14 protein-coding genes are annotated in these 17304 nt (G+C 54.5%); 6 read left to right on the top strand and 8 right to left on the bottom strand.

The window, feature by feature from the left end:
- Positions 1-69: 69 nt before the first annotated feature.
- From glnG to glnA, 3 genes are all read right to left on the bottom strand, one after another.
- Complete coding sequence (glnG, locus tag CTZ24_RS19970; RefSeq protein ID WP_013511066.1) at positions 70-1479, bottom strand: nitrogen regulation protein NR(I); 1410 nt, start codon at positions 1477-1479, stop codon at positions 70-72.
- A 7-nt stretch (positions 1480-1486) separates the two neighbouring features.
- On the bottom strand, positions 1487-2536 hold the full coding sequence (gene glnL, locus CTZ24_RS19965; protein ID WP_013511065.1) for a nitrogen regulation protein NR(II): 1050 nt from the start codon (positions 2534-2536) through the stop codon (positions 1487-1489).
- Positions 2537-2796: 260 nt separating this feature from the next.
- On the bottom strand, positions 2797-4206 hold the full coding sequence (glnA, locus tag CTZ24_RS19960; RefSeq protein WP_013511064.1) for a glutamate--ammonia ligase: 1410 nt from the start codon (positions 4204-4206) through the stop codon (positions 2797-2799).
- Between the two features lie 444 nt (positions 4207-4650).
- On the opposite strand from glnA, the gene typA reads away from it, so the two are divergent.
- From typA to fabY, 5 genes are all read left to right on the top strand, one after another.
- Positions 4651-6471, top strand: coding sequence for a ribosome-dependent GTPase TypA (typA, locus tag CTZ24_RS19955; protein WP_021186437.1), 1821 nt, complete (start codon positions 4651-4653; stop codon positions 6469-6471).
- 224 nt (positions 6472-6695) lie between these two features.
- A complete protein-coding gene (gene yihX, locus CTZ24_RS19950; RefSeq protein WP_021186438.1) occupies positions 6696-7292 on the top strand; it encodes a glucose-1-phosphatase in 597 nt (198 codons plus the stop codon).
- 3 nt (positions 7293-7295) lie between these two features.
- Positions 7296-8165: a virulence factor BrkB family protein gene (locus CTZ24_RS19945; RefSeq protein WP_021186439.1), complete on the top strand. Its 870-nt coding sequence runs from the start codon at positions 7296-7298 to the stop codon at positions 8163-8165.
- Positions 8162-8599 (top strand): D-aminoacyl-tRNA deacylase, encoded by a 438-nt coding sequence (dtd, locus tag CTZ24_RS19940; RefSeq protein WP_208724439.1) that lies wholly within the window; start codon positions 8162-8164, stop codon positions 8597-8599. Before CTZ24_RS19945 ends, dtd begins: the two co-directional genes overlap by 4 nt.
- Before the next feature lie 59 nt (positions 8600-8658).
- The gene (fabY, locus tag CTZ24_RS19935) at positions 8659-9606 is read left to right on the top strand and encodes a fatty acid biosynthesis protein FabY (RefSeq protein ID WP_021186441.1); all 948 of its coding nucleotides are present in this window, start codon (positions 8659-8661) and stop codon (positions 9604-9606) included.
- Positions 9607-9709: 103 nt separating this feature from the next.
- Here fabY and CTZ24_RS19930 read toward each other — a convergent pair whose 3' ends face one another.
- From CTZ24_RS19930 to CTZ24_RS19920, 3 genes are all read right to left on the bottom strand, one after another.
- The gene (locus CTZ24_RS19930) at positions 9710-11392 is read right to left on the bottom strand and encodes an AsmA family protein (RefSeq protein ID WP_208724438.1); all 1683 of its coding nucleotides are present in this window, start codon (positions 11390-11392) and stop codon (positions 9710-9712) included.
- Between the two features lie 119 nt (positions 11393-11511).
- Entirely contained in the window at positions 11512-12891 is a 1380-nt protein-coding gene (locus tag CTZ24_RS19925) for a nucleobase:cation symporter-2 family protein (protein ID WP_208724437.1), read from the bottom strand.
- Between the two features lie 84 nt (positions 12892-12975).
- A complete protein-coding gene (locus tag CTZ24_RS19920; RefSeq protein ID WP_208724436.1) occupies positions 12976-13911 on the bottom strand; it encodes a quinone oxidoreductase family protein in 936 nt (311 codons plus the stop codon).
- 70 nt (positions 13912-13981) lie between these two features.
- Between CTZ24_RS19920 and CTZ24_RS19915 the strand changes: the two genes are divergently transcribed.
- Entirely contained in the window at positions 13982-14470 is a 489-nt protein-coding gene (locus CTZ24_RS19915; RefSeq protein ID WP_208724435.1) for a MarR family winged helix-turn-helix transcriptional regulator, read from the top strand.
- A 63-nt stretch (positions 14471-14533) separates the two neighbouring features.
- On the opposite strand, the gene recG is transcribed toward CTZ24_RS19915, so the two are convergent.
- Positions 14534-16612: an ATP-dependent DNA helicase RecG gene (recG, locus tag CTZ24_RS19910; RefSeq protein WP_208724434.1), complete on the bottom strand. Its 2079-nt coding sequence runs from the start codon at positions 16610-16612 to the stop codon at positions 14534-14536.
- Positions 16609-17304 (bottom strand): tRNA (guanosine(18)-2'-O)-methyltransferase TrmH, encoded by a 696-nt coding sequence (trmH, locus tag CTZ24_RS19905; protein ID WP_208724433.1) that lies wholly within the window; start codon positions 17302-17304, stop codon positions 16609-16611. Before trmH ends, recG begins: the two co-directional genes overlap by 4 nt.

Here is a 17304-nt window from a genome sequence, read left to right as displayed (position 1 = left end):
TACTGAACGGCACCGGTCTGTACAGATGGGGTGAGCATAAAAATCGTGCAATAAGCCCGCTTTTTACACTTACTCCATGCCCAGCTCTTTCAGTTTACGTGTCAGGGTATTACGTCCCCAGCCAAGCAAACGCGCCGCTTCCTGTTTATGTCCCTGCGTATGACGCAAAGCGGTTGTGAGCAGGGTGCGCTCCATCTCCGGCTGTGCCTCAGATAGCAGGTTTTGATGACCGGAACGCAGTGCACGATCCGCCCATTGTGCCAGTAAGGTGGCCCAGCTATCCGGCAGCGACTGCACCGGACTTTCCGGCGTACTGGATTCAAACAGTTCTGCGGGCAGATCCTGAATCAGTACTTCCTGGCCCGCAGCCATCACGGTCAGCCAGCGACAGGTATTTTCCAGCTGGCGCACGTTACCGGACCAATGCAAACGCGTCAGCGCCGCTTCGGTTTCCGGGTGCAAAATTTTCGCTTCTACACCCAGTTCGCGTGCAGCAACTTGCAGGAAGTAGCGGGCCAGGCGCGGAATATCTTCACGACGTTCACGCAGCGGTGGCAGATGAACACGAATTACGTTCAGACGATGGAATAAGTCTTCACGGAATTTGCCTTCCTGTACGCGCATTTCCAGGTTTTGGTGGGTTGCGGCGATGATACGCACATCCACTTTAACTGGCGCATAACCGCCAACACGGTAGAACTGACCATCGGCCAGCACGCGCAGCAGGCGGGTTTGCACGTCGAGCGGCATATCGCCGATCTCATCAAGGAACAGCGTACCGCCATCAGCTTGCTCAAAACGTCCCTGACGAATCTGATTGGCACCGGTAAATGCACCTTTCTCATGACCAAACAGCTCAGACTCAATCAAATCTTTGGGAATCGCCGCCATGTTCAGCGCGATAAAGGGTGCTTTAGCGCGCGGGCTATGGCGATGCAGGGCATGCGCCACCAGTTCTTTACCGGTCCCGGATTCACCGTTAATCAGCACGCTGATAGAAGAACGCGACAGACGGCCAATAATGCGAAACACATCCTGCATCGCTGGTGCTTCACCGATAATATCGGTCGTCGGGCCGCTTACCGGTTGATTGCGCGGCTGCTGCTGCTCCTGATAGTGGCTGATGGCGCGTTCTACCAACGCGACCGCTTCATCAATATCAAATGGCTTTGGCAGGTAATCAAAAGCACCCTGCTGATAAGCACTGACGGCGGCATCAAGATCGGAGTGCGCCGTCATAATGATGACCGGCAGCATCGGATGGCGCTGTTTGATTTGTTTCAGCAATGCCAATCCGTCCATGCCTGGCATACGAATATCTGACAGTAAAACATCTGGGGTTTTGGTCGAGAGCGCTTCCAGCACCTCGTTGCCGCTGTCAAACGTTGCACAGCTCAAACCGGCTCCAGTGAGCGCACGTTCAAGCACCCAGCGGATGGAGCTATCGTCATCGACGATCCAGACTATCCCTCGTTGCATAGAAACCTCACTGGCGAATAGGCAGGTAAACCGAGAATTCGGTGTGACCAGGCCAACTGTTAAATTCTATTTTTCCTGAATGCTGATCGATCAGACTGCGGGCAATCGACAGACCTAAACCGGTGCCGCCTTCGCGCCCACTCACCATCGGATAGAACAGCGTATCCTGCAGTTGAGCCGGAATGCCTGGGCCGTCATCTTCAATATCAATGCGTGCCACCAGGCGATATCGCACACCATGCAGCGTTAACTGGAACGCGGTGCGGGTGCGGATAATAATTGTGCCGCCTTCTTCACCCAACGCCTGAAGTGCGTTGCGTACTACATTCAGCAGAACTTGTTCGATTTGATCCGGGTCGTGTGGCAACTCCGGCAGGCTGGGGTCGTAATCACGCACCAGCGAAACGTTATCCGGCAACTCCATCGACACCAGATTGACCACGCGTTCAGCCACCTGATGAATGCTCTGAGTGACATGCAAACCAGGCTGCTGAGGGCCAAGCAAACGATCTACCAGATTTCTCAGTCGATCGGCTTGCTCAATAATGACCTTGGTATATTCATTCAGCGAAGGGTCGGGTAGGGCGCGAGATAGTAATTGCGCGGCACCACGCAACCCCCCCAGCGGGTTTTTAATTTCATGTGCCAGACCACGTACTAAATCGCGGGCGGCGACCTGCTGAGCATGCTGAATTTGTTCCTGACTGAGGCGGCGTTGATTATCCATCGGCGCCATTTCCAGCAAAATTAAGCCATCGGGCAGACGTTGCGCCGTGAGCGACATAATATGCGCGCGGCCATCCACCACTAAGGTCACTTCGCTGTCTGTAAAGCCCTGGCCGGCCTCAAGACTCTCGCGCATAACCTCAATATTCAGCGAAAAATAGCCGGTTAATTCAGGTAACGGCGTGCCAAATAATTTCCGTGAACTCTGCGCCAGTAATTGCTGTGCCGCCGGATTGGCGTAATGAATAACTAATTCATTATCAACCAGCAAAATACTGTTTATCAGGGAGTTGAGAATCTGCCCCGCATCGGGCAGCGTGCCAGTTGCCATACAGCGTTCCTCTGCACTAATTTAGTGCATTATAGCCTTTGGTTGTAAAAACCGTAATTTGAACGATGAATTCGTGGAGAAAAAAGCCCATCCGAAGATGGGCTGAAAGTTTCCACGGCAACAAAAAATCTTCAGCGTCTTTCGTGCCGCAGCCGCGTTGGCTGCTCTCACTCACTCGGGGCACTGAGCTATCTCAGCTCCCCGGGATTCATTCGGTTGCCGCCTTGCTGCAACACGAAATCCGCGGAATATTTAATTAATTACACGCTGTAGTACAGCTCGAACTCTACCGGGTGCGGAGTCATGCGAACGCGGTCGTTTTCAGACTTACGCAGTTCGATGTACGCGTCGATAGCGTCGTCGGTGAACACGCCACCACGGGTCAGGAACTCGCGGTCTTCGTTCAGGCAGTTCAGCGCTTCTTCCAGTGAACCAGCCACTTTTGGAATCTCAGCTTCTTCTTCCGGCGGCAGGTCATACAGGTTTTTGTCCATCGCATCGCCCGGGTGGATCTTGTTGATGATGCCGTCGAGGCCAGCCATCAGCAGCGCGGTGAATGCCAGGTACGGGTTAGCAGCCGGGTCCGGGAAGCGCGCTTCAATACGACGTGCTTTCGGGCTGGCAACAACCGGGATACGGATTGAAGCAGAACGGTTACGGGCAGAGTAAGCCAGCATTACCGGAGCTTCGTAGCCTGGGACCAGACGCTTGTAAGAGTTGGTGGTCGGGTTAGCCAGGGCGTTGATGGCTTTAGCGTGCTTGATGATACCGCCGATGTAGAACAGAGCAGTTTCAGACAGGCCGCCGTATTTGTCGCCAGAGAACAGGTTCACGCCGCCTTTAGACAGAGACATGTGGCAGTGCATACCTGAACCGTTGTCACCGAACATCGGCTTCGGCATGAAGGTTGCAGTTTTGCCGTAAGCGTGAGCAACGTTGTGAACAACGTATTTGTAGATCTGAATTTCGTCAGCTTTTTTGGTCATGGTGTTGAAGCGGGTTGCCACTTCGTTCTGACCAGCAGTTGCCACTTCGTGGTGATGAGCTTCAACCACCAGACCCATCTGCTCCATGGTCAGACACATAGCAGAACGGATGTCCTGAGCTGAGTCAACCGGCGGAACCGGGAAGTAACCACCTTTGATGGCCGGACGGTGACCTTTGTTGCCACCTTCGTATTCTTTACCGGTGTTCCATGCTGCTTCGATATCGTCGATAGCAACGTGTGAACCAGAAGTTGAAGAACCGAAACGGATGTCATCGAACAGGAAGAATTCCGGCTCAGGTCCGAACAGAACGGTATCAGCGATACCAGAAGAACGCAGGAAGTCTTCTGCGCGCTTGGCGATAGAACGCGGGTCGCGATCGTAGCCCTGCATGGTGCCTGGCTCAAGGATGTCACAACGGATGATCAGCGTCGGATCTTCGAAGAACGGGTCCAGAACGGCAGTGGTTGCGTCCGGCATCAGTACCATGTCTGATTCGTTAATGCCTTTCCAGCCACCGATGGAGGAGCCATCGAACATTTTGCCTTCTTCGAAGAAGTCAGCGTTAACCTGGTGAGCAGGGATAGTAACGTGCTGTTCTTTACCTTTGGTATCGGTAAAACGCAGGTCAACAAACTTAACTTCGTGCTCGTTCATCATCGAGAGAACGTGTTCAGCGGACATACTCAACTCTCCTGGAAATTGTCATTGTCGTCGTGGTGAGAGAACTTCGTTGCCTGGAATGTGTCATGGGTTCTGACATCTCCTAACCAAAGATCTCGGCAAGCTCTTCAACCGTTGTGCAACTGTCGTTTTCGCTTGAGAATACTAAAGCGAATTCTGTGCCAACTTTATTACAGCGGATAAAATCGTGCTGTGATGCGCCCTGTCGTGAGTCGATGACTGCACCAGGATGGATTTGATGCACTGAAATGGTGCCTTTGTGGCAAATAAAAGCACCATTTCAGTGCAAAATGCCATCGCAGTGCAGATTAATGCACCGCAATTGGTGCTAAAAACCAGCGCTGTAAGAAACTTTAGGCGAAATCTGTGATCATGTTCAGTCTTCCGCTTAATCCGTGTACAATAGCGCGTTATTTCTATTTCTATAATGCCTGAGGCAAAGCTGTGACCGAAAATTTGCGTAACATCGCCATCATCGCGCACGTTGACCACGGTAAGACCACCCTGGTTGATAAACTGCTGCAACAGTCCGGTACTTTTGACGCCCGTACCGAAGCGACTGAGCGCGTAATGGACTCCAACGATTTGGAGAAAGAGCGTGGAATCACCATCCTCGCGAAAAACACCGCCATCAAATGGAATGACTATCGTATCAACATCGTTGATACCCCGGGACACGCCGACTTCGGTGGTGAAGTTGAGCGCGTGATGTCCATGGTGGACTCGGTGCTGCTGGTTGTCGATGCGATGGATGGCCCGATGCCGCAAACTCGCTTCGTAACCAAAAAAGCCTTTGCTCACGGCCTGAAGCCGATTGTTGTTATCAACAAAGTTGACCGTCCTGGCGCGCGTCCGGACTGGGTGGTTGATCAGGTATTTGACCTGTTCGTTAACCTTGATGCGACTGACGAACAGCTGGACTTCCCGATCATTTACGCTTCTGCGCTGAATGGTATCGCAGGTCTGGATCACAACGACATGGCAGACGACATGACCCCGCTGTATCAGGCGATTGTTGACCGTGTTTCTCCGCCGCAGGTTGAAGTCGAAGCGCCGTTGCAGATGCAGATCTCTCAGCTGGACTACAACAACTACCTGGGTGTTATCGGTATCGGCCGCATCAAACGCGGTAAAGTGAAGCCGAACCAGCAAGTGACCATCATCGACAGCGAAGGCAAAACCCGTAACGGTAAAGTCGGTAAAGTACTGGGCCACCTCGGTCTGGAACGTATCGAAAGCGACCTGGCTGAAGCGGGCGACATCATCGCGATCACCGGTCTGGGTGAGCTGAACATCTCTGACACCATCTGTGATCCGCAGAATGTGGAAGCGCTGCCAGCCCTGAGCGTGGACGAGCCGACAGTAACCATGTTCTTCAACGTCAACACCTCACCGTTCTGCGGTAAAGAAGGTAAGTACGTGACCTCGCGCCAGATTCTGGAGCGTCTGAACAAAGAACTGGTACACAACGTTGCGCTGCGCGTTGAAGAAACCGCTGATGCTGACGCCTTCCGCGTTTCAGGTCGTGGTGAACTGCACCTGTCCGTACTGATCGAAAACATGCGTCGTGAAGGCTACGAGCTGGCGGTATCCCGTCCGAAAGTAATCTTCCGTGAGTTCGAAGGCCGTAAACAAGAGCCGTTCGAAAACGTTACCCTCGACATCGAAGAAACCCACCAGGGTTCTGTGATGATGGCGATGGGTGAGCGTAAAGGCGACATGAAAAACATGGATCCAGATGGTAAAGGCCGTGTGCGCCTTGACTACGTGATCCCAAGCCGTGGCCTGATCGGCTTCCGTAACGAATTCATGACCATGACTTCAGGTACTGGTCTGCTGTACTCCACCTTCAGCCACTACGACGACGTGCGTCCGGGCGAAGTGGGTCAGCGTCAGAACGGCGTACTGATCTCGAACGGTCAGGGTAAAGCGGTAGCCTTCGCCCTGTTCGGTTTGCAGGATCGCGGTAAGCTGTTCCTCGGCCACGGTGCAGAAGTCTATGAAGGCCAGATCATCGGTATTCACAGCCGTTCTAACGACCTGACCGTAAACTGCCTGACCGGTAAAAAACTGACCAACATGCGTGCGTCAGGTACCGACGAAGCGACCACTCTGGTTCCGCCAGTGAAAATGACGCTGGAGCAGGCTATCGAGTTCATCGATGACGACGAACTGGTAGAAGTAACTCCACAGTCAATCCGTATTCGTAAACGTCACCTGACCGAGAACGACCGTAAGCGTGCGTCTCGCGGCAGCAAAGACTAAGCGAACACATAGAGAAAGCCCCGCAATGCGGGGCTTTTTTTTGCCTGAGTGTCGGGCAATTGTCTGATAAATGTGCAAGGCCAATTCTGCATGTAACCCGCGTGCGAGCTGAAAAAGAGAAGAGTGCGCCCGCTTCCAGATCGGGCATTTCCCCGCCACCCCGCCTGTTCAGCCTTCGCATTTGCCGCTAGAGTGAATGATCCAGGGAATATAAAGGAGGCGTCATGCTCTACATCTTTGATTTAGGCAATGTGATTGTTGATATCGATTTTAACCGGGTACTTGGCGTCTGGAGTGACCTGGGGCGCGTGCCGCTGGCAACGCTACAAAGCCGTTTCCGCATGGATGAAGCCTTCGAACAACACGAACGCGGCGAAATAAGCGACCCGGAGTTTGCTGCCCGGATATGTGAGCAGCTCGATGTGGCGCTGAGTTATGAACAATTCACCGCAGGCTGGCATGCCGTGTTTATCGATGTACGCCCAGAGACGCTGGCGCTGATGAACCAGCTGCGTGCAGATGGACACCGGGTGGTGATCCTCTCCAATACTAACCAGTTGCACTTTGAGTTCTGGCCGTCGCAATTTCCCGAGGTCCAACAGGCTGCCGATAAACTCTACATGTCGCAGGATATTGGTATGCGTAAACCCGAAGCCCGCATCTATCAGTTCGTGCTGGATAACGAAGGCTTTACGGCTGACCAGGCGGTATTTTTCGATGATAACCCGCCCAATATCGAGGCCGCTCGTGCGCTCGGCATTGAAAGTGTGTTGGTTACCGACAGCAAAACCGTGCCAGCCTGGTTCGCGAGTCATCGCTGAGTGATGTACCTGCGCCATTTGCGCCACTCCTGGCATGCCTTTTTCCTGTGGGTCAAACTGCTGTGGCGGCGCATTGATGAAGACAACATGACGACACAGGCAGGTAACCTGGCCTACGTCTCATTGTTGGCACTGGTGCCCCTGATTGCCGTGGTCTTTGCGCTGTTCGCCGCCTTCCCGGTGTTCTCCGATATTAGCGTGCAGCTCAAAAACTTCATTTTTACCAATTTTATGCCAGCGGCAGGCAACACCATTCAGCGCTATCTGGAACAGTTCGTCGCCAACGTCAATAAGATGACCGCCGTGGGCGCTGTCAGCCTGATCGTCACCGCGCTATTGTTGATGCATTCGGTAGACAGTGCGTTGAACGTTATCTGGCGCAGTGATAAAAAACGGCCAATGGTGTACTCGTTCGCGGTCTACTGGATGATTCTTACCCTTGGTCCACTGCTGGCGGGAGCGAGTCTGGCGATCAGCTCCTACCTGCTGTCGTTGCGCTGGGTGAGCACCTCTGGTGTCAACAGCCTGATCGAGCAGGTGCTACGCGTCTTTCCTCTCTTGCTCTCGATTCTCGCTTTCTGGTTGCTGTACAGCATTGTACCTACCCGCCGCGTTCCCGGACGCGACGCGCTGGTGGGCGCAGTTGTTGCGGGCCTGCTGTTTGAGCTGGGCAAAAAAGGCTTTGCGCTCTATGTTACGATGTTTCCCTCGTATCAGTTGATTTACGGGGTGTTGGCCGTAATCCCGATTCTGTTCCTGTGGGTTTACTGGACCTGGTGTATTGTGTTGTTAGGGGCAGAAATTACCGTCACGCTGGATGACTATCGTCAATTAAAACTGCGTGAACGAGAAAAAGAACGAGAGGAAACATGATTGCTTTGATTCAACGCGTCAGTCGCGCCAGTGTCAGCGTCGACAACGCGGTGGTAGGGGAAATTGGTGCCGGTTTGCTGGTGTTGCTGGGTGTTGAAAAGGGCGACGGTGAGAAAAAAGCACAACGGTTGTGTGAGCGCGTTCTGGGCTATCGCATTTTCGCTGATGAGAACGACAAGATGAACCTTAACGTACAGCAGGCAGGTGGCAGCGTGCTGGTAGTGTCGCAGTTTACGCTGGCTGCTGATACCCAAAAAGGCATGAGACCCTCCTTCTCTGGCGGCGCTGAACCGGCAGAAGCTGAACGTCTCTATGAATATTTCAGCGCCTGCTGCCGTGAGCAGGGCGTATCTACCGCCAATGGCCGCTTTGCCGCCGATATGCAGGTTGAGCTGGTTAACGATGGTCCGGTGACCTTTTGGTTGCAGGTGTGAGATTTTCAGCCGAGCGGCAAGGGATTAGCCACGTAAGCTCCGAACGAGAGAATCACTTTATGTATCATCTTCGCGTACCGCAAACCGCTGAAGAACTGGATATGTACTACCAGTTCCGTTGGGAAATGTTACGAAAACCGTTGCGGCAGCCGCAGGGTTCCGAGCGTGATGCATGGGATGCGTTGGCCCATCATCAAATGGTGGTGGATGAACAGGGCAAGCCGGTCGCTGTCGGGCGGTTATACATTAATGCTGAAAATGAAGCGGCTATCCGCTTCCTTGCCGTTCACCCGTCAGTCCAGGGTAAAGGCTTGGGTACATTGGTGGCGATGACGCTGGAATCAGTGGCGCGCCAGGAAGGGGCAAAACGCGTGACCTGTAGCGCGCGTGAAGATGCCGTCGAATTCTTTGCCAAGCTGGGGTATGTCAATCAGGGGGAGATCACCGCGCCGCAAACCACCCCGGTACGCCATTTCCTGATGATTAAACCGGTGGTGACGCTCGATGATATCCTGCACCGCGCCGACTGGTGCGGGCAGCTCCAGCAGGCATGGTATGAGCATATCCCGTTAAGTGAAAAAATGGGCGTGCGAATTCTGCAATATACCGGGCAGAAGTTTGTCACCACCATGCCGGAAACCGGCAACCAAAACCCACACCATACGTTATTTGCCGGTAGCCTGTTCTCACTGGCGACGCTGACCGGTTGGGGGTTGATCTGGCTGCTGCTGCGTGAGCGTCATCTGGGCGGCACCATTATTCTTGCCGATGCGCACATTCGTTACAGCAAACCGATTAGTGGCCGGCCGGGGGCGATTGCCGATCTCGGTTCGTTGAGTGGCGATCTCGATCGTCTGGCGCGCGGGCGTAAAGCGCGGGTGCAGATGGAGGTTGAACTGTTTGGTGACGATGAGCTGGGGGCGGTGTTTGAAGGGGTATATATCGTTTTACCTGCCGATTCCCAGGGGGCACTGGAAGAGGGTGGCTCTGGCGCGCGGATTGATTAATTAAATCTTGCATACACCGTAGCGACGCGATTTATCGCGCGGGTTTTGAAAGCCGTGAAAATCGCGGGATAAATCGCGCCGCTACAGGGGGTGGTTAGCGTGTTTACGGCTGAATCTGCCCGTCATGCATGGTCTGTTGCACCGACTGGGTATCTGTTGTTACCGACAGATTGCCATTGACGCTTGGACGTAGCGGTGACGCTGCGTTCAGCGAACCGTTCACCTGCAACAATAAATTGCTATTTCCGTTCAACGGCAACGCTGGCCAGCCCCAATTTTGCAGGATATTTGCCGGGACCGCCTGGCCTTTCAGATGCAGCGTCAACGCACGTTGCGGCTGCTGGTTGACCGTAGCCGTCCCCTCCAGTAAACCGCTGCCATTAAAGGCACTCAGTTCATTGACCTGAATCTGTTGATCATCTGCGCTGAAGCTAATTGACGGATGACGTAAATCAGTACGGTTAAAGGTCGCCTCGGCGGCGTTAAAACTGGCTTTACCGGCCCAGAACCCCCATTGCTGCTGTCGGGCCAGCAGCAGGTTTTCACCGCTGCCATCCAGTGCCGTCATCTGGAATGGAAACGCCGGATTGATATCAATAATCAGGTTGCGGTTGGCGGTCACACGTTTCACCAGTACGCTGTCGAGCCACGTTGGTAAGCTCTGTTGCCAGCGGTCGCGCCAGTTCTGCGGCAGGGTATATTCCAGTCCGGCTACCGCCAGTTCATCCAGCGTCAGGCGTTTATCACTGCGCGTCCAGTTACCGCTGGCACGGATGACGCCATTGGCCCAGCGGGAACTGAACTGCGTCAGCGCGATGCCCTGCGTTGAGAAGTCGGCATTCACGATGGGGTCATTCAGTTCAAAGGTACCGTTAATAAAATTCCCGGCATTCATCGCCAGAGAACCGTCTTCGCTCTGCCAGTCATTACCGCGCCAGGTGAAATTCTTCAGGGTTAAATCGAGGTCAGTGACCGCCCAATCCGGCCCTTGCAAACGTGCATCAGTCATATCCAGGCGATTAATTGTCACCGAGGGCACATCACTGATCGGGTTGAGGAAATCGAGCAGATCTTTATGGGTTTGCAGGCGGATATCATTGAGGCGCAACTGGTTAATCTTCCAGTTGCCCTGCGCATCACGTTCGGCATCACCGGTCATCGATCCACGCGCCAGATCGGCCCCAATATTACTCAGCACCAGACGATGTTGTGCCACATTACCTTGCAGCAACACGTTATTTCCCTTCACACCATCCAGGGTCATCTCACCCGCGCTCATCTGAAACTGCGCATCGCTACCCAGCATATCATTGGCAGTTGGCTTCCACGGTAAAATGCCACCGTTCACCTTACGGGCAAACATCGGTAACGCACTGCCCGGACTATCGATGCGCATATTGTTGAGCTGCAAACGGTTGGCCTGAAGCGGCAGCGCGTTATCCGGGGTCAGGTTAGCCAGATTCACTTCGCCGTCACGCAATTCGATGCTGCTAAAGTGCAGTGGATCGCTGAACTGTACCAATGCCAGCCCGAGATCAACGCGTTTCGCGACCAGCACGGCCGGTTGACCATCGTGCCCAAAGCTAAAGTCATCAAGGACGATATGCGAAGGGGAAGAGAAGTTGTGTTCGATTTTACTGAGGGAAAGATGCCAGTCGGTTTTATCACTCACCCAACGGCTAAACCAGCCTGCACCCCACTGTGTTTGCAGCAACACATACAGGATGACCAGCGCCAGCAGAATTAGCAGCAGTAAGGTAAGGAAAAATTTGCCTAGAAATTTCATTGCATCCATCCCGATCTTTTATCCGGTAAGAGGTTGTTATGCCTGAATTACCGTTACAGCTCAACAGCCTGGATGTAAAAGCGGATAAATATCAGGCAGGCCTCAGCCTGCCGTGAGTATTACTTTTCCTGGGGGAAGACGAGATTGAGCACGATAGCGGTGATACCGCCAGCGGCAATGCCTGATGAAAGCAGGGTTTTCAGCCAGTCTGGCGCGAATTGCAGAATCAGTGGCTGCTGAGAAACACCAAGGCCAACAGCCAGCGACAGCGCGATAATCATAATCGCGCGGCGATTCAATGGCTCGCGAGAAACGATGCGTACCCCGGAAGCCGCGATCGTACCAAACATCACTATCGTTGCGCCGCCCAGTACCGGTTCAGGAATGTGCTGCACAAATCCGCTGACCGCCGGGAACAACCCGAGCACAATCAACATCAGTGCCACCACAAAGCCCACATAGCGGCTGGCCACACCGGTCAGCTGGATCACGCCATTATTCTGGCCAAAACAGGAGTTTGGAAACGTATTGAACAATGCGGATACAAAAGAGTTAAGACCATTGGCCAGCACGCCCCCTTTCAGGCGTTTCATATACAGCGGGCCGCTCACCGGTTGTTCAGAAACGTCCGAGGTGGCGGTAATATCGCCGATGGTTTCCAGGGAGGTCACCATAAATACCAACATCAACGGAATCAGCAGATTCCAGTCAAAACCAAGGCCGTAGTAGAGCGGTGATGGCACCGAAACCAGCGCCTGATTGGTCGGGGTGGTATTTTCCGGCAGCATACCTAACGCCCATGCCAGCAAATAGCCAACGGCCATAGCGATCACCAGCGAGGCGACACGCAAATAAGGATTGCGCTGACGGTTGAGCAGAATAATCACCAACAACACCGCGCCAGCCAGCAGCAGGTTTTTCGGTGCGCCAAAACTGTGATCGTTCATGGCTGCAAAACCACCGCCGATGGAGGTTAGCCCAACCTGAATCAGCGACAAACCGATGATCATCACCACAATGCCAGAAACCAGCGGCGTGATAATGCGACGAGCCAGATGCAGCACGCGGGACAGCACCATCTCGGTGCAGGAGGCGACCATCAGCGTTCCAAATAGCGCTGCCATCATGGTGGGAATATCGGCCCCTCCATTTTTCAGCGCCATGCCACCCATAATCAACGGGCTGACAAAGTTAAAACTGGTGCCCTGAATTGACAGCAGCCCGGAACCGACCGGTCCCCAGGTTTTGATTTGCAGAATCGATGCGACGCCAGAGGCAAACAGCGACATGCTAATAATGTGCTGGGTGTCCTGTGCCGGCAGGCCCAGCGCCTGACAAATCAGCAGCGCGGGGGTAATTACCGCGACAAACATCGCCAGCAGATGCTGGCAGGCAGCAAACAGTGTTTGTGGCAACGGTGGGCGATCTTCAAGACGGTAAATCAGTTCACTTTTTGCCGCATTGGCAGGCTGGCGGGGTTCAGCGGTATCGACGGACATGGTGGACGTTCTCAATCACAACAAAGGGGGCGATTTTAAACCGATGCCGAATGAAAGCAAACGTTTGCAATGCCCCTCACCACCTCAGAGCGTAAATACCGTACGGCAACGGCTATCGTCTTCACCCCAGGCGCTATGGACTTCACTCAGTGGTCGCATCTGGAAGGGAATCGAAAAATCGCTTTGCGCTGCGGCTGTCAGTAGCTCGCCGATACAAGCCACCAGTTCGCTATTGGATACGCTACCGAGGCCGCTGCCCATTAGGGTCAGCCCAGAGGAGCGCAGTAACTTGCTGTGCAATGAGATCTCCTGGCCGCTGAGGGAACCAATTTGCACAAAACGGACCACCTTCTCACCACCGGCCACCGCCGCCTGCATGATATCGAGCGCGCTCTGGCCCCACAGATAATCCAGCACCACATCAATGCCGTCAGCCATCAGCGCGGGCAGAGCGGTCGGTAACGCATCAAGGGTCAGCGTAATATCTGCCCCCTGGGTGTGAAGTTGTTCCAGCACCGCACGGTTGCGTCCGGTGGCAATAATTTTTCCGGCACCAAGATGACGCGCGATACGCACTGCCAGTCCACCTGATGTCCCGGTTGCGCCATTGATTAGCACGGTTTCGCCTTGTAGTAAACGTGCGCGACGCGTTAAAGCCGCCCACGAGGACATACCCGGATTGGCAAGTGCAGCAGCCAGCACCGGATCCAGCGTTTTCGGTAGCGGGACGATAGCCTCGGTGGGCACCCGTGTTTTTTCCGCCATACTTCCCCAGGGGGCGTTAAATGCCAGGAAGTACACCGGGTCGCCATTGTTGAGATAACCGGTGCCATCGATCCCGGTAATAAACGGATAGTGCGTGGCCGAGCTGTAATGGGAACCTGCGGCACGCGCCTTCGCCAACTGGCTAATGGCGGCGGCTTTGACTGTGACCACAACCTGGTGGTCATCGGCTTGAGGTTCAGGGAAATCGCCGTATACCGGCAGTTCGCCTGCTGCGGAAACTATTGCTGCTTTCATGTTTTCACCTTCAGTTAATCGGAATATATGTGTATTATGCACACATTATTCCTGTCTCTGGATGCCGTCAATGAAAAGTGTGCAAAATACACATAATAGTTCAGCTTTCGATGATCTGCACAATGCGTTACTGACCATTGTTGGGACGTTCAACCGCCCACAACGTGATGAATTACTAATAAAAGAATCCAATATTCAGCTTGATCGAGCGCTGTTTCCGCTGCTGGTGCAGATCAGTCGTTTCGGTCCGATTGGTGTGGTTGAACTGGCGGATCGGGTTGGGCGTGACTACACCACCGTCAGTCGACAGGTCGCGAAGCTGGAGGAAATTGGTCTGGCGCAGCGCCAGAAGAATACAAAGGACAAGCGCGTCAATGAAGCGGTCATTACGGCTGCGGGTAAAGTGATGACCGACAAAATCGATGCGGCACGGAGCAGGATTTACGGTGAGGTGTTTCAGGCGTGGCAGGAGAATGAGCGTGTTGAGCTGGCGCGGTTACTGCAAAAATTTGTCGGGGATTTTACCGCGCTGGAGCGTGATAAAAACACGGGGACCTGACCCATTCGTAGCGACGCGATGTATCGTGCGGGGTTTTCCTGCAACACGCACGAAATCGTGCCGCTACGCGTTGCTGTAGCGTTCGGTTTCCGGTAGCCAGCGCTCAATCAACGCCACGGCCTGCTCAGGATAATGCTGGTGGATATGGCGTGCCACGCGCTGAACTTCTGGGATCATGCCCTGATCACGCAGCAAATCGGCGACTTTGAACTCGGCGTTACCGGTCTGGCGCGTGCCAAGCAGTTCACCGGGACCACGAATCTCCAGATCATGCTGGGCGATAACAAAGCCGTCGTTGCTGTCACGCAACACCTGCAAACGCTTTTGTGCCGTTTTACTTAGCGGTGCTTTGTACAGCAACACACAATGCGAGGCGATCGCACCGCGCCCGACACGTCCACGTAACTGATGCAGCTGTGCAAGGCCGAGGCGTTCCGGGTTTTCGATGATCATCAGACTGGCGTTCGGCACATCCACTCCAACCTCGATGACCGTCGTGGCGACCAGCAGTTGGATTTCATTGGCTTTAAATGCCTGCATCACCGCCTGCTTTTCAGCCGGTTTCATACGGCCATGCACCAGCCCGACCTGGAGATCCGGCAACGCGACTTTTAGCTCTTGCCAGGTCGCTTCGGCCGCCTGTGCTTCCAGCAGCTCAGACTCTTCAATCAGTGTACAGACCCAATACGCCTGACGACCTTCCTGGCAGGCGCTTTGCACACGCGTGATGATATCGTTACGGCGGCTGTCGGGGATCGCGACGGTGGTGACCGGGGTTCGGCCTGGCGGTAACTCATCAATGGTAGAAGTATCGAGATCCGCGTAGGCGGTCATCGCCAGGGTGCGTGGAATCGGTGTCGCGGTCATGATTAGCTGATGCGGATGAAAACCCTGTTCTTCGCCCTTTTCCCAGAGTGCCAGACGCTGGTGGACGCCAAAACGGTGCTGTTCATCGATAATCACCAACGCCATGCCGTTAAATTGTACCTGCTCCTGAAACAGCGCATGGGTACCGACCACCATCGCTACCTGCCCGCTGGCAATCGCCTCCTGCTGCGCCTGACGAGCCTTACCTTTTTGCTTACCCGCCAGCCAGCCCACCTCAATACCGAGAGGCGCAAACCATTGGCGGAAATTATTAGCGTGCTGTTCGGCGAGCAATTCGGTGGGGGCCATCAGCGCCACCTGCTTGTCGTGGGCAATCACATTTAACGCAGCCATTGCCGCGACCAACGTTTTGCCCGATCCCACATCGCCTTGCACCAGACGCATCATCGGGAAGTCGTGTGCCAGATCGCGCTCAATTTCCGCGACCACCCGTTGCTGCGCGCCGGTAGGGGAGAACGGCAGGGCGGCCAGCAATTTATCGACCAACTGATGATTGGCCGGCATCGGCAGTGCGTGATGGCGCTGTGCACCAGCGCGCACTGCCAACATGCTGAGGTTATGTGCCAGCAGTTCTTCCATAATTAACCGGCGCTGTGCCGGATGACGGCCCGTTTCCAGCTCGCTCAGACGCAAATCAGGTGGCGGGCGATGCAGAGTACGCAATGCGTCTGGCAGGCTAATCAATCCACCGCTCAGTTCTGGCGGCAACAGCTCGGCAATGGCGCAGGTTTCCAGCAGCGCCAGCGCCTGATCGGTCAGGTTGCGCAGCGTTGCCTGGCGGATACCTTCGGTGGTGGGATAAACCGGCGTCAGGGTTTCCTGCAACTCAACGCTGCTGTGTTCGCCCTGAATGCGATATTCGGGATGGATAATCTCTGCACCGCGCTGACCGCGTTTAATCTCGCCGTAAGCAGTGACGCGACGGCCTGACGCCAGGCTGTTTTTCATCCCGGCATTGAAGTTGAAGAAGCGCATGGTCAGCACGCCAGTGCCATCGCTGATTTGGCACACCAGCATACGGCGGCGGCCAAAGGTGATTTCACTGCTCAGCACTTCCCCTTCCACCGTGGCCCAGATGCCCGGCAGCAGGTCATTAATACGATAGAGTTGGGTGCGATCTTCGTAGCGCAGCGGCAGGTGCAGCAGCAGATCCTGGATGGTAAACAGGCCAATTTTGGCCAGTTTCGCCGCCTGGCTGGCGCCGACGCCGGTCAGGGTACTGAGCGGGATGGCATCCAGCAGACGGCCTTTCATTTTTTGCCCGTCGCTTGCATTGTTGCCCACCATTCGGCATCGGCTTCCACTTCACCGAGGTCGTTGATGTGCGGATAGGGCAATCCTTTTTGCTTCGCCACGCGTGCCAGAACCGGGTAACCCCCTTCGAACAGCAGGCGCTGCTGCTCCTCTTCATCCAGCAAACTGTAGGTACGCTGGTACATACCGGCATTTTGTCGCTGGCGTTGTGCTTCATACAGAATCAGCGCGGAAGCGACTGAGACATTAAGCGACTGCACCATGCCAACCATTGGGATAATGATGTCCTGATCCGCGAGGGCCAGCGCTTCTGCGGTGATACCGGTTTTTTCCTGACCCATCAGAATACAGGTGGGACGTGTGTAATTGATCTCGCGAAAATCCACGGCCTTGGCCGACAGGTTCGTCGCCAGCACCTGCATACCCTGCGTCTTCAGATGGGATACGGCTTCAGCGATATTGCGATGCGTTTTGACCTTCACCCAACTGTTGCTACCAGCGGAGGCCGATACCATGGTGCGCATGCGCACGCTGGGCCAGACCGCATGGACCTCATGGATACCGACAGCATCGGCCGTGCGAATTACCGCCGAGACATTGTGCGGCTTATGCACCTGTTCCATACAGACGGTGAGATCGTGCTGGCGCAGGGCCAGCATCTCGCGGATACGAGCAAAACGTTGATCGTTCAT

Origin of the sequence: Pantoea phytobeneficialis (genome assembly GCF_009728735.1) — a bacterium.
Lineage (GTDB): Bacteria > Pseudomonadota > Gammaproteobacteria > Enterobacterales > Enterobacteriaceae > Pantoea > Pantoea phytobeneficialis.
The sequence above is the reverse complement of the archived record's forward strand: the minus strand, read 5'-3'. Positions and strand labels throughout refer to the sequence as shown.